The organism is Streptomyces sp. NPDC107546, from assembly GCF_055639175.1.
Map to the genome: position 1 here is coordinate 79,934 of NZ_JBVKBA010000026.1, position 17,126 is coordinate 97,059.

The 17,126-nt window shown below is 71.5% G+C and carries 12 protein-coding genes; 10 read left to right on the forward strand and 2 right to left on the reverse strand.

Annotation, left to right across the window (positions count from 1 at the left end; translation table 11 throughout):
- Window positions 1-21: 21 nt before the first annotated feature.
- From ACZ7L1_RS29965 to ACZ7L1_RS29980, 4 genes are all read left to right on the forward strand, one after another.
- Window positions 22-597, forward strand: a complete 576-nt coding sequence (locus tag ACZ7L1_RS29965; protein WP_471441441.1) for a hypothetical protein — start codon at window positions 22-24, stop codon at window positions 595-597.
- A gap of 195 nt (window positions 598-792) precedes the next feature.
- On the forward strand, window positions 793-969 hold the full coding sequence (locus tag ACZ7L1_RS29970; RefSeq protein WP_471441443.1) for a hypothetical protein: 177 nt from the start codon (window positions 793-795) through the stop codon (window positions 967-969).
- Window positions 970-1,123: 154 nt separating this feature from the next.
- Entirely contained in the window at window positions 1,124-4,168 is a 3,045-nt protein-coding gene (locus ACZ7L1_RS29975) for a helix-turn-helix transcriptional regulator (RefSeq protein WP_471441465.1), read from the forward strand.
- Between the two features lie 38 nt (window positions 4,169-4,206).
- Window positions 4,207-4,407 (forward strand): DUF6191 domain-containing protein, encoded by a 201-nt coding sequence (locus ACZ7L1_RS29980; protein WP_471441445.1) that lies wholly within the window; start codon window positions 4,207-4,209, stop codon window positions 4,405-4,407.
- A gap of 14 nt (window positions 4,408-4,421) precedes the next feature.
- Here ACZ7L1_RS29980 and ACZ7L1_RS29985 read toward each other — a convergent pair whose 3' ends face one another.
- Both ACZ7L1_RS29985 and ACZ7L1_RS29990 read right to left on the reverse strand, forming a co-directional pair.
- Window positions 4,422-5,579, reverse strand: a complete 1,158-nt coding sequence (locus ACZ7L1_RS29985) for a PQQ-dependent sugar dehydrogenase (protein ID WP_471441447.1) — start codon at window positions 5,577-5,579, stop codon at window positions 4,422-4,424.
- A gap of 131 nt (window positions 5,580-5,710) precedes the next feature.
- The gene (locus ACZ7L1_RS29990) at window positions 5,711-6,709 is read right to left on the reverse strand and encodes an aldo/keto reductase (protein ID WP_471441449.1); all 999 of its coding nucleotides are present in this window, start codon (window positions 6,707-6,709) and stop codon (window positions 5,711-5,713) included.
- Window positions 6,710-6,783: 74 nt separating this feature from the next.
- Here ACZ7L1_RS29990 and ACZ7L1_RS29995 point away from each other — a divergent pair, with 74 nt between their 5' ends.
- The 6 genes from ACZ7L1_RS29995 (at window position 6,784) to serA (ending at window position 17,014) form a co-directional block, all read left to right on the forward strand.
- Window positions 6,784-7,725 (forward strand): 2-hydroxyacid dehydrogenase, encoded by a 942-nt coding sequence (locus tag ACZ7L1_RS29995; protein ID WP_471441450.1) that lies wholly within the window; start codon window positions 6,784-6,786, stop codon window positions 7,723-7,725.
- A 547-nt stretch (window positions 7,726-8,272) separates the two neighbouring features.
- Entirely contained in the window at window positions 8,273-11,332 is a 3,060-nt protein-coding gene (locus ACZ7L1_RS30000) for a putative bifunctional diguanylate cyclase/phosphodiesterase (protein ID WP_471441452.1), read from the forward strand.
- 341 nt (window positions 11,333-11,673) lie between these two features.
- Window positions 11,674-13,521: an acetolactate synthase large subunit gene (locus tag ACZ7L1_RS30005; protein WP_471441454.1), complete on the forward strand. Its 1,848-nt coding sequence runs from the start codon at window positions 11,674-11,676 to the stop codon at window positions 13,519-13,521.
- Window positions 13,522-13,542: 21 nt separating this feature from the next.
- Window positions 13,543-14,067 carry an acetolactate synthase small subunit gene (gene ilvN, locus ACZ7L1_RS30010; protein ID WP_365922829.1) on the forward strand — a complete coding sequence of 175 codons (525 nt, stop codon included), beginning with the start codon at window positions 13,543-13,545 and terminating at the stop codon, window positions 14,065-14,067.
- A gap of 117 nt (window positions 14,068-14,184) precedes the next feature.
- Window positions 14,185-15,183 carry a ketol-acid reductoisomerase gene (gene ilvC / locus ACZ7L1_RS30015; protein WP_471441456.1) on the forward strand — a complete coding sequence of 333 codons (999 nt, stop codon included), beginning with the start codon at window positions 14,185-14,187 and terminating at the stop codon, window positions 15,181-15,183.
- A gap of 241 nt (window positions 15,184-15,424) precedes the next feature.
- Window positions 15,425-17,014 (forward strand): phosphoglycerate dehydrogenase, encoded by a 1,590-nt coding sequence (serA, locus tag ACZ7L1_RS30020; RefSeq protein ID WP_471441458.1) that lies wholly within the window; start codon window positions 15,425-15,427, stop codon window positions 17,012-17,014.
- Window positions 17,015-17,126 lie beyond the last annotated feature (112 nt).

The window sequence follows — 17,126 nt, forward strand, 5'->3', positions numbered from 1 at the left end:
AGCGTCCGTACGGTGCGAGGCATGGGAACCAAGACAGTGGACGAGACCAAGGCCGCGAGCGGCGTCGAGGCGACGAACGACGAGGAGAAGGCGGAGGTCACCAAGGCCGACGAGGCGACTGAGGCCGCCGGGGCGAGGGAGGTAGAGGCCATGGAGGCTGCCGAGGTCGCGGAGGCTGACGGCGAGGCCGCGCCGCAGGGCCCCTCCGGCATCGGTCAGGGCGCCGGGGCGGTGGTTTCCGCCGCGCTCGGCCTTGTCTCACTCAGCGGCAGCTGGCTCGGCACCGTGGCCGGAGCGCGCCAGCAGCTCATCGGCCAGTTGCGGACCTCGTCCCAGGCGAGCGTCGCCAAGCAGATCAAGGCGGTCTACGGCGACGCCTGGCACGCCACCGCGCTGTGGGGCGGCCTGTTCGCGCTCGCCGCGCTGATCGTGGGCGTCGTGGTGCTGGCCCGGCCGGCGTTCGGGGCGCCCGGGAAGCCGCAGGCCGCGTGGATCAAGTCGGTCGCGTGGGGCGGTGTCGCGCTGGGTGTCATCGGCCTGTTCCTGGCCGTGCTGAAGTACACGGACATCCTGCTCGGGCTGCCGTCCGCCGGTTGAGGAACGCGGTATGAGGGGTCTTAGGGCGTCTCCGGCACTCCCGCCGGAGACGCCCTAAGACCCCTCTTCGCATCTAAGGCCCCTACCGAGCCCGAAGATGCGGAACTTTCCCGATGCGACGAACCCCCCTCGGAAACGAAGGTTGAGGCAGCGCAGAAAGCGATGCCGCACCACAACTGTCCGAGGGGGACGCACATGTTCGCGTACGAGCTGCACAAGATCCGTTCCGCCCAGCTGATCCGCGAGGCCGACGACTACCGCCTCGCCCGCACGGCCCAGCGCCGCAGCCGGCAGTCCGCCGACCACGCGGCTCGCCGGGCCCGGTCCCATAGTTCCCGCCGGGGCCGGAGCGTGTTCACCCGCGCGGCGTGAACACGCGGCCTTGCGGGGACGGCGGCACGGGCCCCGCGCTCCCGGCGCACGCCGACCCCGCCCGATCCGACGCGGCGGCCGTCCCGGAACCACCGGGGCCGCTTCGCCGTCACCGGTGCGGATAATCGGTGCCGGTCCGTCAGTGCCTCGTGACATGCTCGGGGGCGTGGAGACCAGGTCCGTCAGCCCCGTTTTCGTCGGCCGCGACGAGGAGTTGGGGGCGTTGCACGACGCGCTCGCCCGCGCCGGAGCCGGGGAGCCCCAGGCGCTGCTCGTCGGGGGCGAGGCGGGCGTCGGCAAGACCCGGCTGCTGGAGGAGTTCACGACGGCCGCGGCCCGCCGGGACGCGGTCGTCGCGCTCGGCGGCTGCGTGGAGATCGGCGCCGACGGGCTGCCCTTCGCGCCGTTCTCCACCGCCCTGCGCGCCCTGCGCCGGCAGCTCCCCGAGGAACTCGCCGAGGCGGCAGCCGGCCAGGAGGAGGAGCTCGCCCGGCTGCTGCCCGAACTGGGCGAGGCCCGGCGCGGCTCGCGGGACGACGAGGAGGGCATGGCCCGCCTCTTCGAGCTCACCGCCCGCCTGCTCGAGCGGATCGCCGCCCGCCGCACCGTCGTCCTCGCCCTGGAGGACCTGCACTGGGCCGACGCCTCCACCCGCCACCTGCTCGCCTACCTCCTGCGCACGCTGCGCAGCGGCCGTCTGGTCGTCGTCGCCACCTACCGCTCCGACGACATCCACCGCCGCCACCCGCTGCGCCCCCTCCTCGCCGAGCTCGACCGCCTGCGCACCGTCCGCCGCATCGAGCTGGGCCGGTTCAACCGCACCGAGGTCGAACGCCAGATCGCCGGCATCCTCGCCGCCGACCCCGACCCCGCCCAGGTCGACGACATCTTCGCCCGCTCCGACGGCAACGCGTTCTTCGTGGAGGAACTGGCGGTGGCCGCCCAGGACGGCTGCTGCACCGGCCTCACCGACTCCCTGCGCGACCTCCTCCTCGTCCGTGTCGAGGCGCTGCCCGAGACCGCGCAGCGGGTCGCCCGGACCGTCGCCGAGGGCGGCTCCACCGTCGAGTACCGCCTCCTCGCGGCCGTCGCCTCACTCGCCGAGGACGACCTCATCGAGGCCCTGCGTGCCGCCGTCGGCGCCAACATCCTCATCGCCACACCGGACGGCGACGGCTACCGCTTCCGCCACTCCCTGGTCCGCGAGGCCGTCAGCGACGACCTGCTCCCCGGCGAGCGCTCGCGTCTGAACCGGCGCTACGCCGAGGCCCTGGAGGCCGACCCCACGCTCGTCCCCTCCGACCAGCGGGCCACCCGCCTGGCCAGCTACTGGTACCACGCGCACGACGCCGCCAAGGCCCTGCCCGCCGTCCTCGACGCCGCGGTGGAGGCCCGCCGCCGGCACGCACACTCCGAACAACTGCGGCTCCTGGAGCGGGCGATGGAGCTGTGGGACCTCGCCCCCGACGACGTGCGAGCGGCCCTGCGACCCGTGGACCACGCCGAGGTATACCCTCCCTGCGGCTGCGACCCGGCGACCACACCCCTGCGCTACCTCGACCTGATGGCGGAGGCGGCCGTGGCGGGCCGGCTGTGCGGGGAGCGGGAACGCGCTCTGAAGATCACCAGGCGGGCCCTGCGCCTGCTGGAGGAGGACCCCGACCCGCTGCGGGCCGCCTGGTTCTGGGTGCAGCGCTCCCGGCTCGTGCAGAACACGGGCCGCGGAGACGGATGGAAGGAACTCGCCACCGCCCAGGAGCTGGTACGGGGACTGCCGCCCTCCGAGGTGCACGCCGAGGTGCTCGCCATGGTCGCCGGCTGGTCGATGCTGCACGAACCCGGCCCCGACGCCTTCTCGGCCGCCGAGCGCGCCGTGGAGTACGCGCGCATGGTCGGCGCCCGTGACATCGAGCTCAACGCCCGCCTCACCCTGGGCGGCCTCCTGGTCGACGCGGGTGACATCCACACCGGGCTCGCGGAGATCCACGAGGTCAAGGAGCAGGCGGCCGCCCTCGGCGAGGCCTATGTGAGGGGCCGCCTGCATGTGAACCTGCCGTCCCACCTCGAAGGCATCGGCCGTTCCCGGGAGGCTGTCGAGGTGCTCCGCGAGGGCCTGGAGATCACCCGGAAGCTGGGGCTGACGGACTCCGAGGCCTGGGTGTGGGGCAACCTCGGCGATTCCCTCTACTCCCTGGGCCGCTGGGACGAGGCCGCCGAGGCCGGGCTCAACTCCGAGCGGGTCGGCCAGAGCGCCAAGCCCCGCGCCTTCCGGGCCACGATCCACGCGCACCTCGCGCTCGCCCGCGGCGACCTGACCGAGGCGGGACGGCAGCTGGCCGCCGCCCGCGCGTACCTGGGCACGCACGACACCATGCCGCAGCACGAGTTGAGGCTGGAGCACGTCACGATCGGGATCGCCGCCGGCGAAGGCCGCCTCACCGAGGCCCGCGCCGCCCTCGCCACCGCACTGACCAGGGGGTTTCCGCCCGGCACCCAGCGCTACGGCTGGCCGCTGCTGCTCGCCGCCGCCACCGCCGAGGCCGACGCACTCGGGCTGCCCGCCGCCGAGCCGGGCCGCGCCGAGACGCTGGAGCGGATCCGCGGCACCGCGAAGACACTCGCCGCGAACGTGCCGGTGTGGCAGGCGTACGCATGCTGGGTCCGCGCCGAACTGCTGCGCGCCGAGGGCCGTGGCACACCGGACGTCTGGGCGGAGGCCGTGACCGCCTTCGAGGCCCTGGACCGCCCGTACGACCTGGCCCGGGTCCGGCACCGGCTCGCCGAGTCCCTGCTGGCCCCGGGCGGCGACGAGGACGCGCGCGAGCGGGCTGCCGAGCTGCTGCGGCTGGCCGGGGCGGTGGCCGACCACCTCGGTGCCCGGCCGCTCGCCGACTCGATCGCCCTGCTTGCCCGGCGCGCCCGTCTCACCCTCACCCGCGCGCCGCAACCGGCCGCGCTCGACCCCGCCGAGTCCCTGGGGCTGACCAACCGGGAGCGGGACGTGCTCCGCCTGGTCGCGATCGGCCGCAGCAACCGGCAGATAGCGGAGGAGCTGTTCATCTCCCCGAAGACCGCCAGCGTCCACGTGTCGAACATCCTGGCGAAGCTGGGTGTCGCGGGGCGGGGCGAGGCGGCGGCGGTGGCGCACCGGTTGCGGTTGTTCCCGGCGGAGGCGCCCCCTGTCCAGGCCGCGGGCTGAGGCTTAGGCTGACGGGAATCCGGCCCGAGGGAGGCGCCGTGTTCAACATGTTCGAGGAACTGTTCGCACCGGGCCGCAAACACACCCACGATGAGCAGAAGCGTCTGGAACTGACCCGGCTCGACGTCACGGACGGCGATCCGGGCCGTGGCCCCATCGACCTGGCGTCGGGCACGGTCGTCATACGCCTGCCGAAACCGGCTGCCGCCGACCCCGGGCCCGAGCCCGACAAGGACTGAACGGGGCCGCCGGCCTACGAAACCTCCACCTCGAGGATCCGGTCGTCGGACGGCGACGGCTTGCCCCGGCCGTCCGTGTTGCTCGTCGTCAGCCACAGCTTGTCGCCGCCGGCCGCGACCACGGTGCGCAGACGGCCGTGGGCGCCGGTGAGGAAGGCCTGTGGGGGCGCCGAGGTCTGCGCGCCCTTCAGCGGGATGCGCCACAGCCGCTGCCCGCGCAGACCCGCCATCCAGATCGAGCCCTCGGCGTAGGCGATGCCGCTGGGGGAGGCCTCGTCGGTGTGCCACTGGGCGATCGGGTTCTGGTACCTGGGGTCGCTCGACCTGCCCTCGGTGTCCGGCCAACCGTAGTTGCCGCCCGGCTTGATCGCGTTCAGCTCGTCCCAGGTGTCCTGGCCGAACTCGCAGGCGTACAGCCGCTGCTTGTCGTCCCAGGCCAGGCCCTGCACATTGCGGTGCCCGTAGGAGTACACCACCGAGTTCCCGAAGGGGTTGCCGGGGGCGGGCTCGCCCTCGGGGGTCATGCGCAGGATCTTGCCGCCCAGCGAGTTCCGGTCCTGGGCCAGACCCCGGGCGCCCGACTCGCCGGTGCCCGCGTACAGCATGCCGTCGGGGCCGAACGCGATACGGCCGCCGTTGTGGATGAAGCCCTTGGGGATGCCCTTGAACACGGTGTCCGGTGCGCCGAGCTGCTCACCGGCCGGTTTGCGCGGGTCGTACAGCATGCGGACGATGCGGTTGTCGGAATCGGTGGTCAGGTAGGCGTAGACCATGTGGTCCGAGGCGTGGTCCGGGGAGAGCGCGATGCCCAGCAGACCGCCCTCGCCGTCGGCGGCGACGCCGGGCACCGTGCCCAGGAGGGTCTTCCGGCCGGTCCTGTCGTCGACCCGGGTGATCGTGCCGTCGTCCCGGGAGGAGACCAGGAGCCCGCCGCCGGGCAGCGGAGCCAGGCCCCAGGGTGTCTTGAGGTGATCGGCGACCGTGCGCACCACCCGCACCGACCCCTTGGCCGGCGGTGTCTCTTCGGCGGTCCGCCCGGAGGACGACGGCGCCGCCGAGCCGGCCGAGGAACTCTCGCCACCACCCGGCGTGCCTCCCCCACCGGAGGAGCAGCCGACCGCCAGCAGCGCGGTCGCGGCCACCGCCGCCGTCACCACTCGACGTCGCACCATCCAGGTCCCTCCGCCACGGGCTTTCCTCCCTTACCCACGCCTCTACCTACGCCTCGGACCCCTCTGGGGTTCCCGCCGCCGGTCCTCCCTCCAGCGACCGTCACATTCCGGCCATACGGTACGGGATCCGTTCAGTCCCACGACCCCTGCGCCGCCGGCAGTCCCGCCAGTTCCGTCAGGTCCTCGGGGGTCAGCCGCAGCACGGCGGCCGCCGCGTTCTCCGTCACCCACCGCCGCTGTTTGGCGCCCGGGACCGGGATCACGTGGGGGCCCTGGGACAGCACCCAGGACAGGGCCACCTGGGCGGGGGTGACGGAGTCGCCGTGACGGTGCGCCACCCGGCGCAGGCCCGCCACGATCGGCTGGTTCGCCGCCATCATCTCCGCCGTGAAGCGGGGGTGCCGGGCGCGCAGGTCGTCCGGTTCGAAACCCTCACCCGGGGTCAGCGTGCCGGTCAGGAAGCCGTTGCCGAGCGGCATCGCCGCCAGGAAGCCCACGCCACGCGCCGCGCACCACGGCAGCAGCGCGTCCAGAGCCTGAGGCGACCACACGGACAGCTCCGCCTGCACCGCGCTCACCGGGAACACCTGCTGCACACGCTCCAGCTGCCGGATCGTTCCGGCGTACCGTCGCGTCCCGGTCCGCCGCCCGCCGCGCACTCCCACCGCGCACAGCCCCAGCGCCCGCACCTTGCCCGCCCGCACCAGGTCCGCCATCGCGCCCCAGGTCTCCTCGACGGGCACCTCCGGGTCCGCGCGGTGCAGTTGGTAGAGATCGATGACGTCCGTCTGCAGACGACGCAGCGACGCGTCGCAGGCCCGTTTCACGTATCCGGGGCGGCCGTTGGCCACGATGTGCTGTTCGCCCACCAGCAACCCCACCTTGGTCGACACGAACGCCTCGGCGCGCCGCTCCTTCAGCACCCGGCCCACCAGCAGCTCGTTGGTGAACGGCCCGTACATGTCGGCGGTGTCCAGCAGTGTCATCCCCAGGTCGAGCGCCCGGTGGACGGCCCGCAGCGACTCGTCGCCCCGCTGCCGGGAGGTGGAGTACCCCCAGCTCATCGGCATGCACCCGAGTCCCACGGCCCCCACTTCGAGCGTCGCCGCGCCGATCGTCCTGCGCTCCACCTGGCCGTGCCCTCCTTTGCTGGCACCCCAAACTAACCAATGCGGCACCGGATCCTTGGCATAGCCTCCTGACCATGACCGACGACGTTTGGCTTCCGTTCCGCACCGACGAGATAGGGGGCCTGCCCGAGGGCCTGAACTACCGCTACTGGGACGGCGGGCAGGACTTCCCCGCCGACCCCGCGGACTGCGCGTTCTACGCCGTGCCGTACATGAAGCGCCAGGACGTCAAGGTCCGGCCGCTGGAGCAGATGCGAAACCTCCGGGTCATCCAGACACTGACGGCCGGCGTCGACGACATCACCGCCCACCTGTCGTCCGTCGTGCCGGGCGTGCGGCTGTGCAACGCGCGCGGAGTGCACGAGGCGAGCACGGCCGAGCTCGCGCTCGCCCTGATCCTCGCCTCGCTGCGCGGCATCCCCGGCTTCGTACGGGCTCAAGCGGAGGAGCGCTGGCAGAGCGGGTTCCATCCCGCGCTCGCCGACAAGTCGGTCCTCATCGTCGGCTACGGCGCGATCGGTGCCGCCATCGAGGACCGGCTCGCGCCCTTTGAAGTCGCGCGGGTGGCGCGCGTCGCGCGCCGCGAGCGCAACACAGCGCGCGGCCTTGTGCATCCTCTCTCCCGATTGTCGGAACTTCTTCCCGACGCCGATGTCGTCGTCCTGGTCACCCCGCTCACCGCGGAGACGAAAGGCCTGGTCGACGCGGAGTTCCTGGCCCGGATGAAGGACGGGGCGCTGCTCGTCAACGTGGCGCGTGGCCCGATCGTCGACACCAAGGCCCTGCTGGCCGAGCTGGAGTTGCGCCGCATCACCGCCGCCCTGGACGTCACCGACCCCGAACCGCTGCCCGCGGGGCACCCCCTGTGGCATGCGCCGGGCGTGCTCATCAGCCCTCATGTCGGCGGCCCCACCTCGGCGTTCTGGCCCCGCGCCAAGCGTCTGCTCAGCTCTCAGCTGAACCGTTTCGCGCAGGGAGAACCGCTCGAGAACGTCGTCCTGACGACCGGTGACTGAACCGGCGCGGCGGGCGCGGGCGAGGGGGCGGGGCAGGCCCCGGGCACGGCCGGCGCGGCGCACGATTCGAGCCATCCCCGCCACCCGCGCATGCGCCCGCCAACGGTCGCACCACCGGCGCACACACCGCTTCCGGCGCACCCCCCGTCCGCTTCCGGTACGCTCCGCAGTCCCCCGAACGCGTTAAGTACCCGCATTGTGCCTGGTCGTCACTGAGAGTAGATGGACTATGTCCCTGAGTGACGAGACTGGTGTATCGTCCCCGACAGGGCTGCGCCGTGCACCGTTCGGCGCCGGGGACGGAACTTTCAGACACACGAGGGGGGCGACGGGCGATGCACGGCCTATGGACGAACGACCCGACGCGGCGCGGCCGCGGGCGACGACCCTGGCGGACCGCGACGCGCAGACGCGGTCACAGCGCTCACGGCAGCCGTCGTCACCACGCCCGGCACTGTCACCACCCCGGGGACACCGGCGGCAAGGGGCACGTCCACCCGGCACGCCGGACGCAGCGGGACCCGGCGCCACGGACCGGGAGGGACCGGTGAGGTCCCGGGGAGTGCTGCCGGCCCGCCGTCCGTCACCGGGCGGCCGGGCGAACCCGGCTCCGCAACTCGTCCTGGCCCTGGTGTGCGCGGGATACGCCGTCGGTTCCGCCGTCGACTGGGGCTCCGGGACCGTCGCGCTGATCATGGGTGACTTCGGGTTGAGCGCGGCGGCCGGCACCGCGTCGGTCTCCTGCCTGCTGTACGCCCGCAGCCGCCGCAGCCGCTTTCGATCGGCCTGGCTGCTGTTCGCCCTCTCCTCCGCCATGGCCGCGCTGGGCAACGGCGTCTGGGGCTGGTACGAGGTCGTTCTCGACCGCCCCGTCCCCTCGCCCAGCTGTGCCGACCTGTTCTTCCTCTGCTTCGCTCCACCCGCGATCGTAGGACTGCTCGTGCTCGCCAAAAGGCCCGTCACCAAGGCGGGTTGGGTATGCCTGGCGCTCGACGCGTGGCTGATCGGCGGCTCGCTGCTGACGCTGTCGTGGAGCCTCGCGCTCGCGCAGGCGGCCAAGTTCGACGGGCCGAGCGTGGCGCACACCGCGCTGTCGCTCGCGTACCCGCTGCTGGACATCGCCCTGATCAGCATGGTGGTCGCCCTGCACCTCAGGCGCTCGGCGGTGAACCGCTCCGCGGTCAACACCGCCATCGGCGCACTCGCCCTGACCGTGCTGTGCGACGCCCTGTTCACCTCGCCGCTGCTGCACAGCAGCTACCACTCGGGCCAGCTGCTGGACGCGGGCTGGTTCTCCGGCTCGCTGCTCCTCGCCTACGCACCCTGGGTCGGCGCCCGGCCCGGCCGGAAGCCGGACGACGAGCACACGCGCGTGGTGCACGAACACGTCCCGGAGCAGCGGCAGAGCGAACCCCGGGCCACCGGCCACGGGGAAGGGCACCGGGACCACGACCCGGCGCCCGGGCTCCCGCAGGGTCCGGCCCACGACCGGTACCCGGCCCCACCCCCGCCGGACGCCGACCACGACCGGTACCGGGCCACGCGCCCGATCGCCGGATCGCTGGCCGCCCTCACGCCCTACCTGGCCGCCGCGGTCTGCACACTGGGGATCCTCTACAACGTCCTGAACGGCCACAGCGTCGACCGCGTGGTGCTCATCACCGCGGGCGCCGTCGTCCTCGCGCTCGTCGTGCGCCAGGGAATCATGCTGCTCGACAACATCACCCTCGCCCAGGAACTGGCGCAACAGGAGAACCACTTCCGCTCCCTGGTGCAGGGCTCCAGCGACGTCATCATGATCGCCGCGCCCAACGGCATCCTGAAGTACGTCTCCCCGGCCGCCGCCGGCGTCTACGGCCGGCCCGCCGAGGAACTCGTCGGAACCGAGCTCGCCGCGCTCATCCACCCCGACGACCTGGGCTGCGTGGTGCACGAGGTGCGGCGTTTCCTCACCGCCAGCCACACCCAGGAACCGACCACTCGCATCGAGTGCCGCTTCCGCTCCGGCGACGGCGGCTGGCTCAACGTGGAGTCCACCGTCAACCGCCACCAGGGCGGCCTGATCTTCAACAGCCGGGACGTGACCGAGCGGGTGCGCCTGCAGGCCCAGCTGCAGCACAGTGCCGAGCACGACCCGCTCACCGACCTGCCCAACCGCGCCCTGTTCACCAAGCGCGTCCAGCAGGCCCTCTCCGGCCGCCGCTCCACCGACCGCGGCACCGCCGTCCTGTTCATCGACCTCGACGGCTTCAAGGCGGTCAACGACACCATCGGGCACCAGGCCGGCGACGAGCTGCTCGTCCAGGCCGCCCGCAGGCTCCACGAGTCGGTGCGGCAGGGCGACACCGCCGCGCGCCTCGGCGGGGACGAGTTCGCGGCCCTCATCGTCGGCGACGGCACCCGGGACCGCACCGCGCGCGAGAGGCACATCCTCGAGCTCGCCGACCGGCTCAGGGTCACCCTCTCCCAGCCGTACGACATCGACGGCAACGATGTCCGTGTGGCCGCCTCCATCGGCGTGGCCTTCGCCGAGCCGGGCCTCGGCGCCGGTGAGCTGCTGCGCAACGCCGACCTCGCCATGTACCGTGCCAAGGCCGCCGGCAAGGGCCGCGTCGAGCTGTACAAGCCCCAGATGCAGCAGGACGTCGTCCGCAAGGCCGAGTTGGCCACCCGGCTGCGGGCCGCGCTCGACGACGGCGAGTTCACCCTGCTGCACCAGCCCGTGGTGTCGCTGGAGGACGGCCGGATCGCGTCCGTCAGCGCCCGGGCGCGCTGGCGGTCCTCCCAGGGCGTGCTCTTCACACCCGACGAGTTCCTGCGTGTGTCGGAGGACAGCGACAAGGCCGCCGAGCTGGGCCGCTGGATCCTCGAGGAGGCCGTACGGCAGGCCGCCGAGCGCGCCGACGACGGGCTCGCCGTACCCGTCGCCGTCCGGGTGAGCGCCCGCCGGCTGCTCGACCGCTCCCTGCCGCTCGGCTCCATCGAGGCCCTGCTCACCCGGCACGGTCTGGCTTCCGGCGCTTTGATGATCGAGCTGTCCGGCATCGATCCGCGCATCTCCCTGGAGGAGCTGGAGCGCAGACTCGGCAACCTCCGCCGGATCGGCGTCCGTATCGCCCTCGACGGCCTCGGCAGCGGCTACGCGGCCATCGCGGCGCTGCGTCGGCTCCCCCTCGACGTCCTGAAACTGGACCGGAACCTCGTCGAGGGGGTCGTCGAGTCCGCACGGCTGCACAAGATCACGGGTGGGCTGCTGCGCATCGCCGGCGACCTGGGCCTCACCTCCGTCGCCGACGGGGTGGACCTGCCCGAGCAGGTCGTCGCTCTGCGCGCCATGGGCTGCACGCACGGTCAGGGCATGGCATTCTCGGGCCCACTGGACGAGTACCGGCTGCGCCGGACGCTCACTGCCGGCCACTACCCGGTGCCGCTCGGCCCGGCGGAACCGGCCTTCGCGGGCGGAGTGCGAGAGCCGAAGGAGCGTGTCGGTGTCGAGAGCGCATGGGGGTCCTCCCGCTCGGGCGAAGCCGAGAGCGGGGGAGCGCGGAGGTCCGAAGGGCTGAGCACGGTCGTGGCCTCGACGCCGACCGCGGCGCCCCGTAGGTGAACGAGTCATGGGGAGGGCCGCCGGGGTGTACACCAGTGGCGTGCCTGCCGTTTTCGGAGGCGGGGCGGCCCTACGCTCACATAATGAGACTCCCGTCCCACCCACTTGACAGTGATGCCGTGCCGGGGGGAGGGTCTGTGCCATGCGCACCCGAATTCTCGTACTTGGACAGCGCGTCGGCTGAGCTGGGACCCACCGGACATGAACCGGAAGACCCAGCGACCACCCCCGGCGCGCTCCCCTCGCTTGCCTCACGGCACGAGGGGTTTTTTGTTGCACAGGCACCAGTCGAACAACGCCCAAACCTCGCCAAAACCCTCAGCATCGAGAAGAGAATGCCGATGACCGAGCAGGCCACCGGGGCCCATCACCCGCAGCCGCGGCCCCGATCCGGAGGACAGCAGTCCGCGCCCGAGCACGTCACGGGTGCGCAGTCCCTCATCCGCTCTCTCGAGGAGGTCGGCGCCGACACGGTATTCGGCATTCCGGGTGGTGCCATCCTTCCGGCGTACGACCCGCTGATGGACTCCACGCGGGTGCGCCACGTGCTGGTGCGGCACGAGCAGGGCGCGGGCCACGCGGCCACCGGCTACGCCCAGGCCACCGGCAAGGTCGGCGTCTGCATGGCGACCTCGGGACCGGGAGCAACGAACCTGGTGACCCCGATCGCGGACGCCCACATGGACTCGGTGCCGCTGGTCGCGATCACCGGCCAGGTCGCCTCCAAGGCGATCGGCACCGACGCCTTCCAGGAGGCCGACATCGTCGGCATCACCATGCCGATCACCAAGCACAACTTCCTGGTCACCAAGGCGGAGGACATCCCGCGGGTGATCGCGCAGGCGTTCCACATCGCCTCGACCGGCCGCCCCGGCCCGGTCCTGGTCGACATCGCCAAGGACGCCCTCCAGGCGCGGACCACCTTCTCCTGGCCGCCGGTGATGGACCTGCCCGGCTACCGCCCGGTGACCAAGCCGCACGCCAAGCAGATCCGCGAGGCCGCCAAGCTGATCACCTCCGCCAAGCGGCCCGTCCTGTATGTCGGCGGCGGCGTCCTCAAGGCGCAGGCCACCGCCGAGCTGAAGGTCCTCGCGGAGCTCACCGGGGCGCCCGTCACCACCACTTTGATGGCGCTCGGCGCGTTCCCCGACAGCCACCCGCAGCACCTGGGCATGCCCGGCATGCACGGTTCCGTGGCCGCCGTCACCGCCCTGCAGAAGGCCGACCTGATCGTCGCCCTCGGCGCCCGCTTCGACGACCGCGTCACCGGCAAGCTGGACAGCTTCGCCCCGTACGCAAAGATCGTCCACGCGGACATCGACCCCGCCGAGATCGGCAAGAACCGCGCCGCCGACGTGCCGATCGTCGGAGACGCCCGTGAGGTCATCGCCGACCTGATCCAGGCAGTGCAGAAGGAGCACGGCGAGGGCCACCAGGGCGACTACACCGCCTGGTGGAACGACCTGAACCGCTGGCGCGAGACCTACCCGCTCGGCTACGACCTGCCCGAGAACGGCACGCTCTCCCCGCAGCAGGTCATCGAGCGCATCGGGCAGCTGGCGCCCGAGGGCACGATCTTCGCTGCGGGCGTCGGCCAGCACCAGATGTGGGCCGCGCACTTCATCCAGTACGAGAAGCCCGCGACCTGGCTCAACTCGGGCGGCGCCGGAACCATGGGCTACGCGGTCCCGGCCGCGATGGGAGCGAAGGCCGGCGCCGCGGACCGTACGGTCTGGGCGATCGACGGCGACGGCTGCTTCCAGATGACCAATCAGGAGCTGACCACCTGCGCCCTGAACAACATCCCGATCAAGGTCGCCATCATCAACAACGGCGCCCTCGGGATGGTCCGCCAGTGGCAGACCCTCTTCTACAACCAGCGGTACTCCAACACGGTGCTGCACTCCGGCCCCGAGGACGTCGACCCGGCGGCCAGGGGAACCCGCGTCCCCGACTTCGTGAAGCTGTCGGAGGCCATGGGCTGCTACGCGATCCGCTGCGAGTCCCCGGACGACCTGGACAAGGTCATCGAAGAGGCGAACTCCATCAACGACCGCCCCGTCGTCGTCGACTTCATCGTCCACGAGGACGCCATGGTGTGGCCGATGGTCGCCGCAGGCACCTCCAACGACGAGATCATGGCCGCCCGGGACGTCCGCCCCGACTTCGGCGACAACGAGGACGACTGAGAGAGAGCTGAGTCAAGAACCATGTCCAAGCACACCCTCTCGGTCCTGGTCGAGAACACCCCGGGCATCCTCGCCCGGATCGCCGCCCTGTTCTCCCGCCGCGGCTTCAACATCGACTCGCTCGCGGTCGGTGTCACCGAGCACCCCGACATCTCCCGCATCACCATCGTGGTCAACGTCGAGGACCTGCCCCTGGAGCAGGTGACGAAGCAGCTCAACAAGCTCGTCAACGTGCTGAAGATCGTCGAGCTGGAGCCGTCGCAAGCCGTTCAGCGTGAACTCGTTCTGGTGAAGGTGCGCGCCGACAACGAGACGCGCTCCCAGATCGTGGAGATCGTCCAGCTGTTCCGCGCCAAGACGGTCGACGTCTCCCCGGAGGCCGTCACCATCGAGGCCACCGGGTCCGGCGACAAGCTGTCGGCCATGCTGAAGATGCTGGAGCCGTACGGCATCAAGGAGCTGGTGCAGTCCGGCACGATCGCGATCGGCCGCGGCGCCCGTTCGATCACGGACCGGTCCCTGCGGGCCCTCGACCGGTCGGCGTAAGACGGTGTCCGGGCGGCCGGGACAACCGGCCGCCCGTATTCCGAGACCCCGAAACTTCCTTTCCGCCCGCCGTCATACGGTGGGACGCAACACCTGCACTCAAGGAGAGAACCCAAAGTGGCCGAGCTGTTCTACGACGCTGACGCCGACCTGTCCATCATCCAGGGCCGCAAGGTCGCGGTCATCGGCTACGGCAGCCAGGGCCACGCCCACGCGCTGTCGCTGCGCGACTCGGGTGTCGACGTGCGTGTCGGTCTGCACGAGGGCTCGAAGTCCAAGGCGAAGGCCGAGGAGCAGGGCCTGCGCGTGGTGACCCCGGCGGAGGCCGCCGCCGAGGCCGACGTGATCATGATCCTGGTGCCGGACCCGATCCAGGCCCAGGTCTACGAGGAGTCCATCGCCCCGAACCTGAAGGACGGCGACGCGCTGTTCTTCGGCCACGGCTTCAACATCCGCTTCGGCTTCATCAAGCCCCCGGCCGGCGTCGACGTCTGCATGGTCGCCCCGAAGGGCCCGGGCCACCTGGTGCGCCGCCAGTACGAGGAGGGCCGCGGCGTTCCGTGCATCGCCGCCGTCGAGCAGGACGCCTCGGGGGGCGCGTTCGCGCTGGCGCTGTCGTACGCGAAGGGCATCGGCGGCACCCGCGCCGGCGTCATCAAGACGACCTTCACCGAGGAGACCGAGACCGACCTGTTCGGCGAGCAGGCCGTCCTCTGCGGTGGCACCGCGGCGCTGGTGAAGGCGGGCTTCGAGACGCTGACCGAGGCGGGCTACCAGCCGGAGATCGCCTACTTCGAGTGCCTGCACGAGCTGAAGCTGATCGTCGACCTCATGTACGAGGGCGGCCTGGAGAAGATGCGCTGGTCGATCTCCGAGACCGCCGAGTGGGGCGACTACGTCACCGGCCCGCGCATCATCACCGACGCCACCAAGGCCGAGATGAAGAAGGTCCTCGCCGAGATCCAGGACGGTTCCTTCGCCCAGGCCTGGATGGACGAGTACCACGGCGGTCTGAAGAAGTACAACGAGTACAAGCAGCAGGACTCCGAGCACCTGCTGGAGACCACCGGCAAGCAGCTGCGCAAGCTCATGTCGTGGGTGAACGAGGAGGCGTGACCTCTGATGCGGCGGTGCCCTTTGCCGGGGGCACCGCCGCATTATTCTTGTTGTCCACACCGGCCAGCCACGTCCGGGTGATCCTTCCGCACAGGCGCAATACGCCCCTCGCCGCGCCACTAGACTGCTGCACAACAATCGCGTCAGGCCCACAGCGTCGTGCGTCTTCCACGCGGCAAGCACCCCTCCACCGCCAGCGGCCGTCGGGACGGCCGTCCGCATTGGACTTGTGAGGACTCACGTGAGCTCGAAACCCGTCGTACTCATCGCTGAAGAGCTGTCGCCCGCGACCGTCGACGCCCTAGGCCCCGACTTCGAGATCCGCCACTGCAACGGCGCCGACCGGGCGGAGCTGCTGCCCGCGATCGCCGACGTCGACGCCATCCTGATCCGCTCCGCGACGAAGGTCGACGCCGAGGCCATCGCCGCCGCGAAGAAGCTGAAGGTCGTCGCGCGAGCCGGCGTCGGCCTGGACAACGTGGACGTCTCCGCCGCCACCAAGGCCGGCGTGATGGTCGTCAACGCCCCCACCTCGAACATCGTGACCGCGGCCGAGCTGGCCTGCGGTCTGATCGTTTCCACCGCCCGCAACATCCCGCAGGCCAACGCGGCGCTGAAGAACGGCGAGTGGAAGCGCAGCAAGTACACCGGCGTCGAGCTCGCCGAGAAGACCCTGGGCGTCGTCGGCCTCGGCCGCATCGGCGCGCTGGTCGCCCAGCGCATGTCCGCGTTCGGCATGAAGGTCGTCGCCTACGACCCCTACGTCCAGCCTGCCCGGGCCGCGCAGATGGGCGTGAAGGTGCTGTCCCTGGACGAGCTGCTCGAGGTCTCCGACTTCATCACCGTCCACCTGCCGAAGACCCCTGAGACGCTCGGCCTGATCGGCTCCGAGGCGCTGCACAAGGTCAAGCCGAGCGTGCGCATCATCAACGCCGCGCGCGGCGGGATCGTCGACGAGGAGGCGCTGTACTCGGCGCTCAAGGAGGGCCGCGTCGCCGGTGCCGGCCTCGACGTGTACGCGAAGGAGCCGTGCACGGACTCCCCGCTGTTCGAGCTCGACCAGGTCGTCTGCACCCCGCACCTCGGGGCCTCCACCGACGAGGCGCAGGAGAAGGCGGGCATCGCGGTCGCCAAGTCGGTGCGCCTGGCGCTCGCCGGCGAACTGGTGCCGGACGCGGTGAACGTCCAGGGCGGTGTCATCGCCGAGGACGTCAAGCCGGGTCTGCCGCTCGCCGAGAAGCTCGGCCGCATCTTCACCGCGCTCGCGGGCGAGGTCGCGGTCCGGCTCGACGTCGAGGTGTACGGTGAGATCACCCAGCACGACGTCAAGGTGCTCGAACTGTCCGCGCTCAAGGGCGTGTTCGAGGACGTCGTGGACGAGACGGTGTCGTACGTGAACGCCCCGCTGTTCGCTCAGGAGCGCGGTGTCGAGGTGCGCCTGACCACCAGCTCCGAGGCCACGGACCACCGCAACGTGGTCACCGTCCGCGGCACGCTCGCCGACGGCGAGGAGGTCTCGGTGTCCGGCACACTGGCCGGCCCGAAGCACCACCAGAAGATCGTGGCGGTGGGCGACTACGACGTGGACCTGTCGCTCGCCGACCACATGATCGTGCTCCGCTACACCGACCGCCCCGGTGTGGTCGGCACCGTCGGCCGCATCCTCGGCGAGGCCGGCATCAACATCGCGGGCATGCAGGTGGCCCGCGACATCGCCGGCGGCGAGGCCCTCGCGGTCCTCACGGTCGACGATACGGTGCCGCAGAACGTGCTGACGGAGGTCGCGGAGGAGATCGGCGCGACGTCCGCCCGCTCGGTGAACCTGGTCTGACAGCGGTACGCACGACGAGCCGGGGTACGGGGCCCCGCAGGGGAGGGAAGCCCGGCTCCCTTCTCCCCCTTTTCCTCCCCCATCTCTCATGCCCGGACCCGGGCTACGACCG

Bases quoted from the DNA above. Each gene is read 5' to 3' on its own strand.
- ACZ7L1_RS29970 (WP_471441443.1), top strand. From the start codon at position 793: ATGTTCGCGTACGAGCTGCACAAGATCCGTTCCGCCCAGCTGATCCGC.
- ACZ7L1_RS30005 (WP_471441454.1), top strand. From the start codon at position 11,674: ATGACCGAGCAGGCCACCGGGGCCCATCACCCGCAGCCGCGGCCCCGA.
- ACZ7L1_RS29985 (WP_471441447.1), bottom strand. From the start codon at position 5,579: ATGGTGCGACGTCGAGTGGTGACGGCGGCGGTGGCCGCGACCGCGCTG.
- ACZ7L1_RS29965 (WP_471441441.1), top strand. From the start codon at position 22: ATGGGAACCAAGACAGTGGACGAGACCAAGGCCGCGAGCGGCGTCGAG.
- ACZ7L1_RS29975 (WP_471441465.1), top strand. From the start codon at position 1,124: ATGCTCGGGGGCGTGGAGACCAGGTCCGTCAGCCCCGTTTTCGTCGGC.
- ilvN (WP_365922829.1), top strand. From the start codon at position 13,543: ATGTCCAAGCACACCCTCTCGGTCCTGGTCGAGAACACCCCGGGCATC.
- ACZ7L1_RS29995 (WP_471441450.1), top strand. From the start codon at position 6,784: ATGACCGACGACGTTTGGCTTCCGTTCCGCACCGACGAGATAGGGGGC.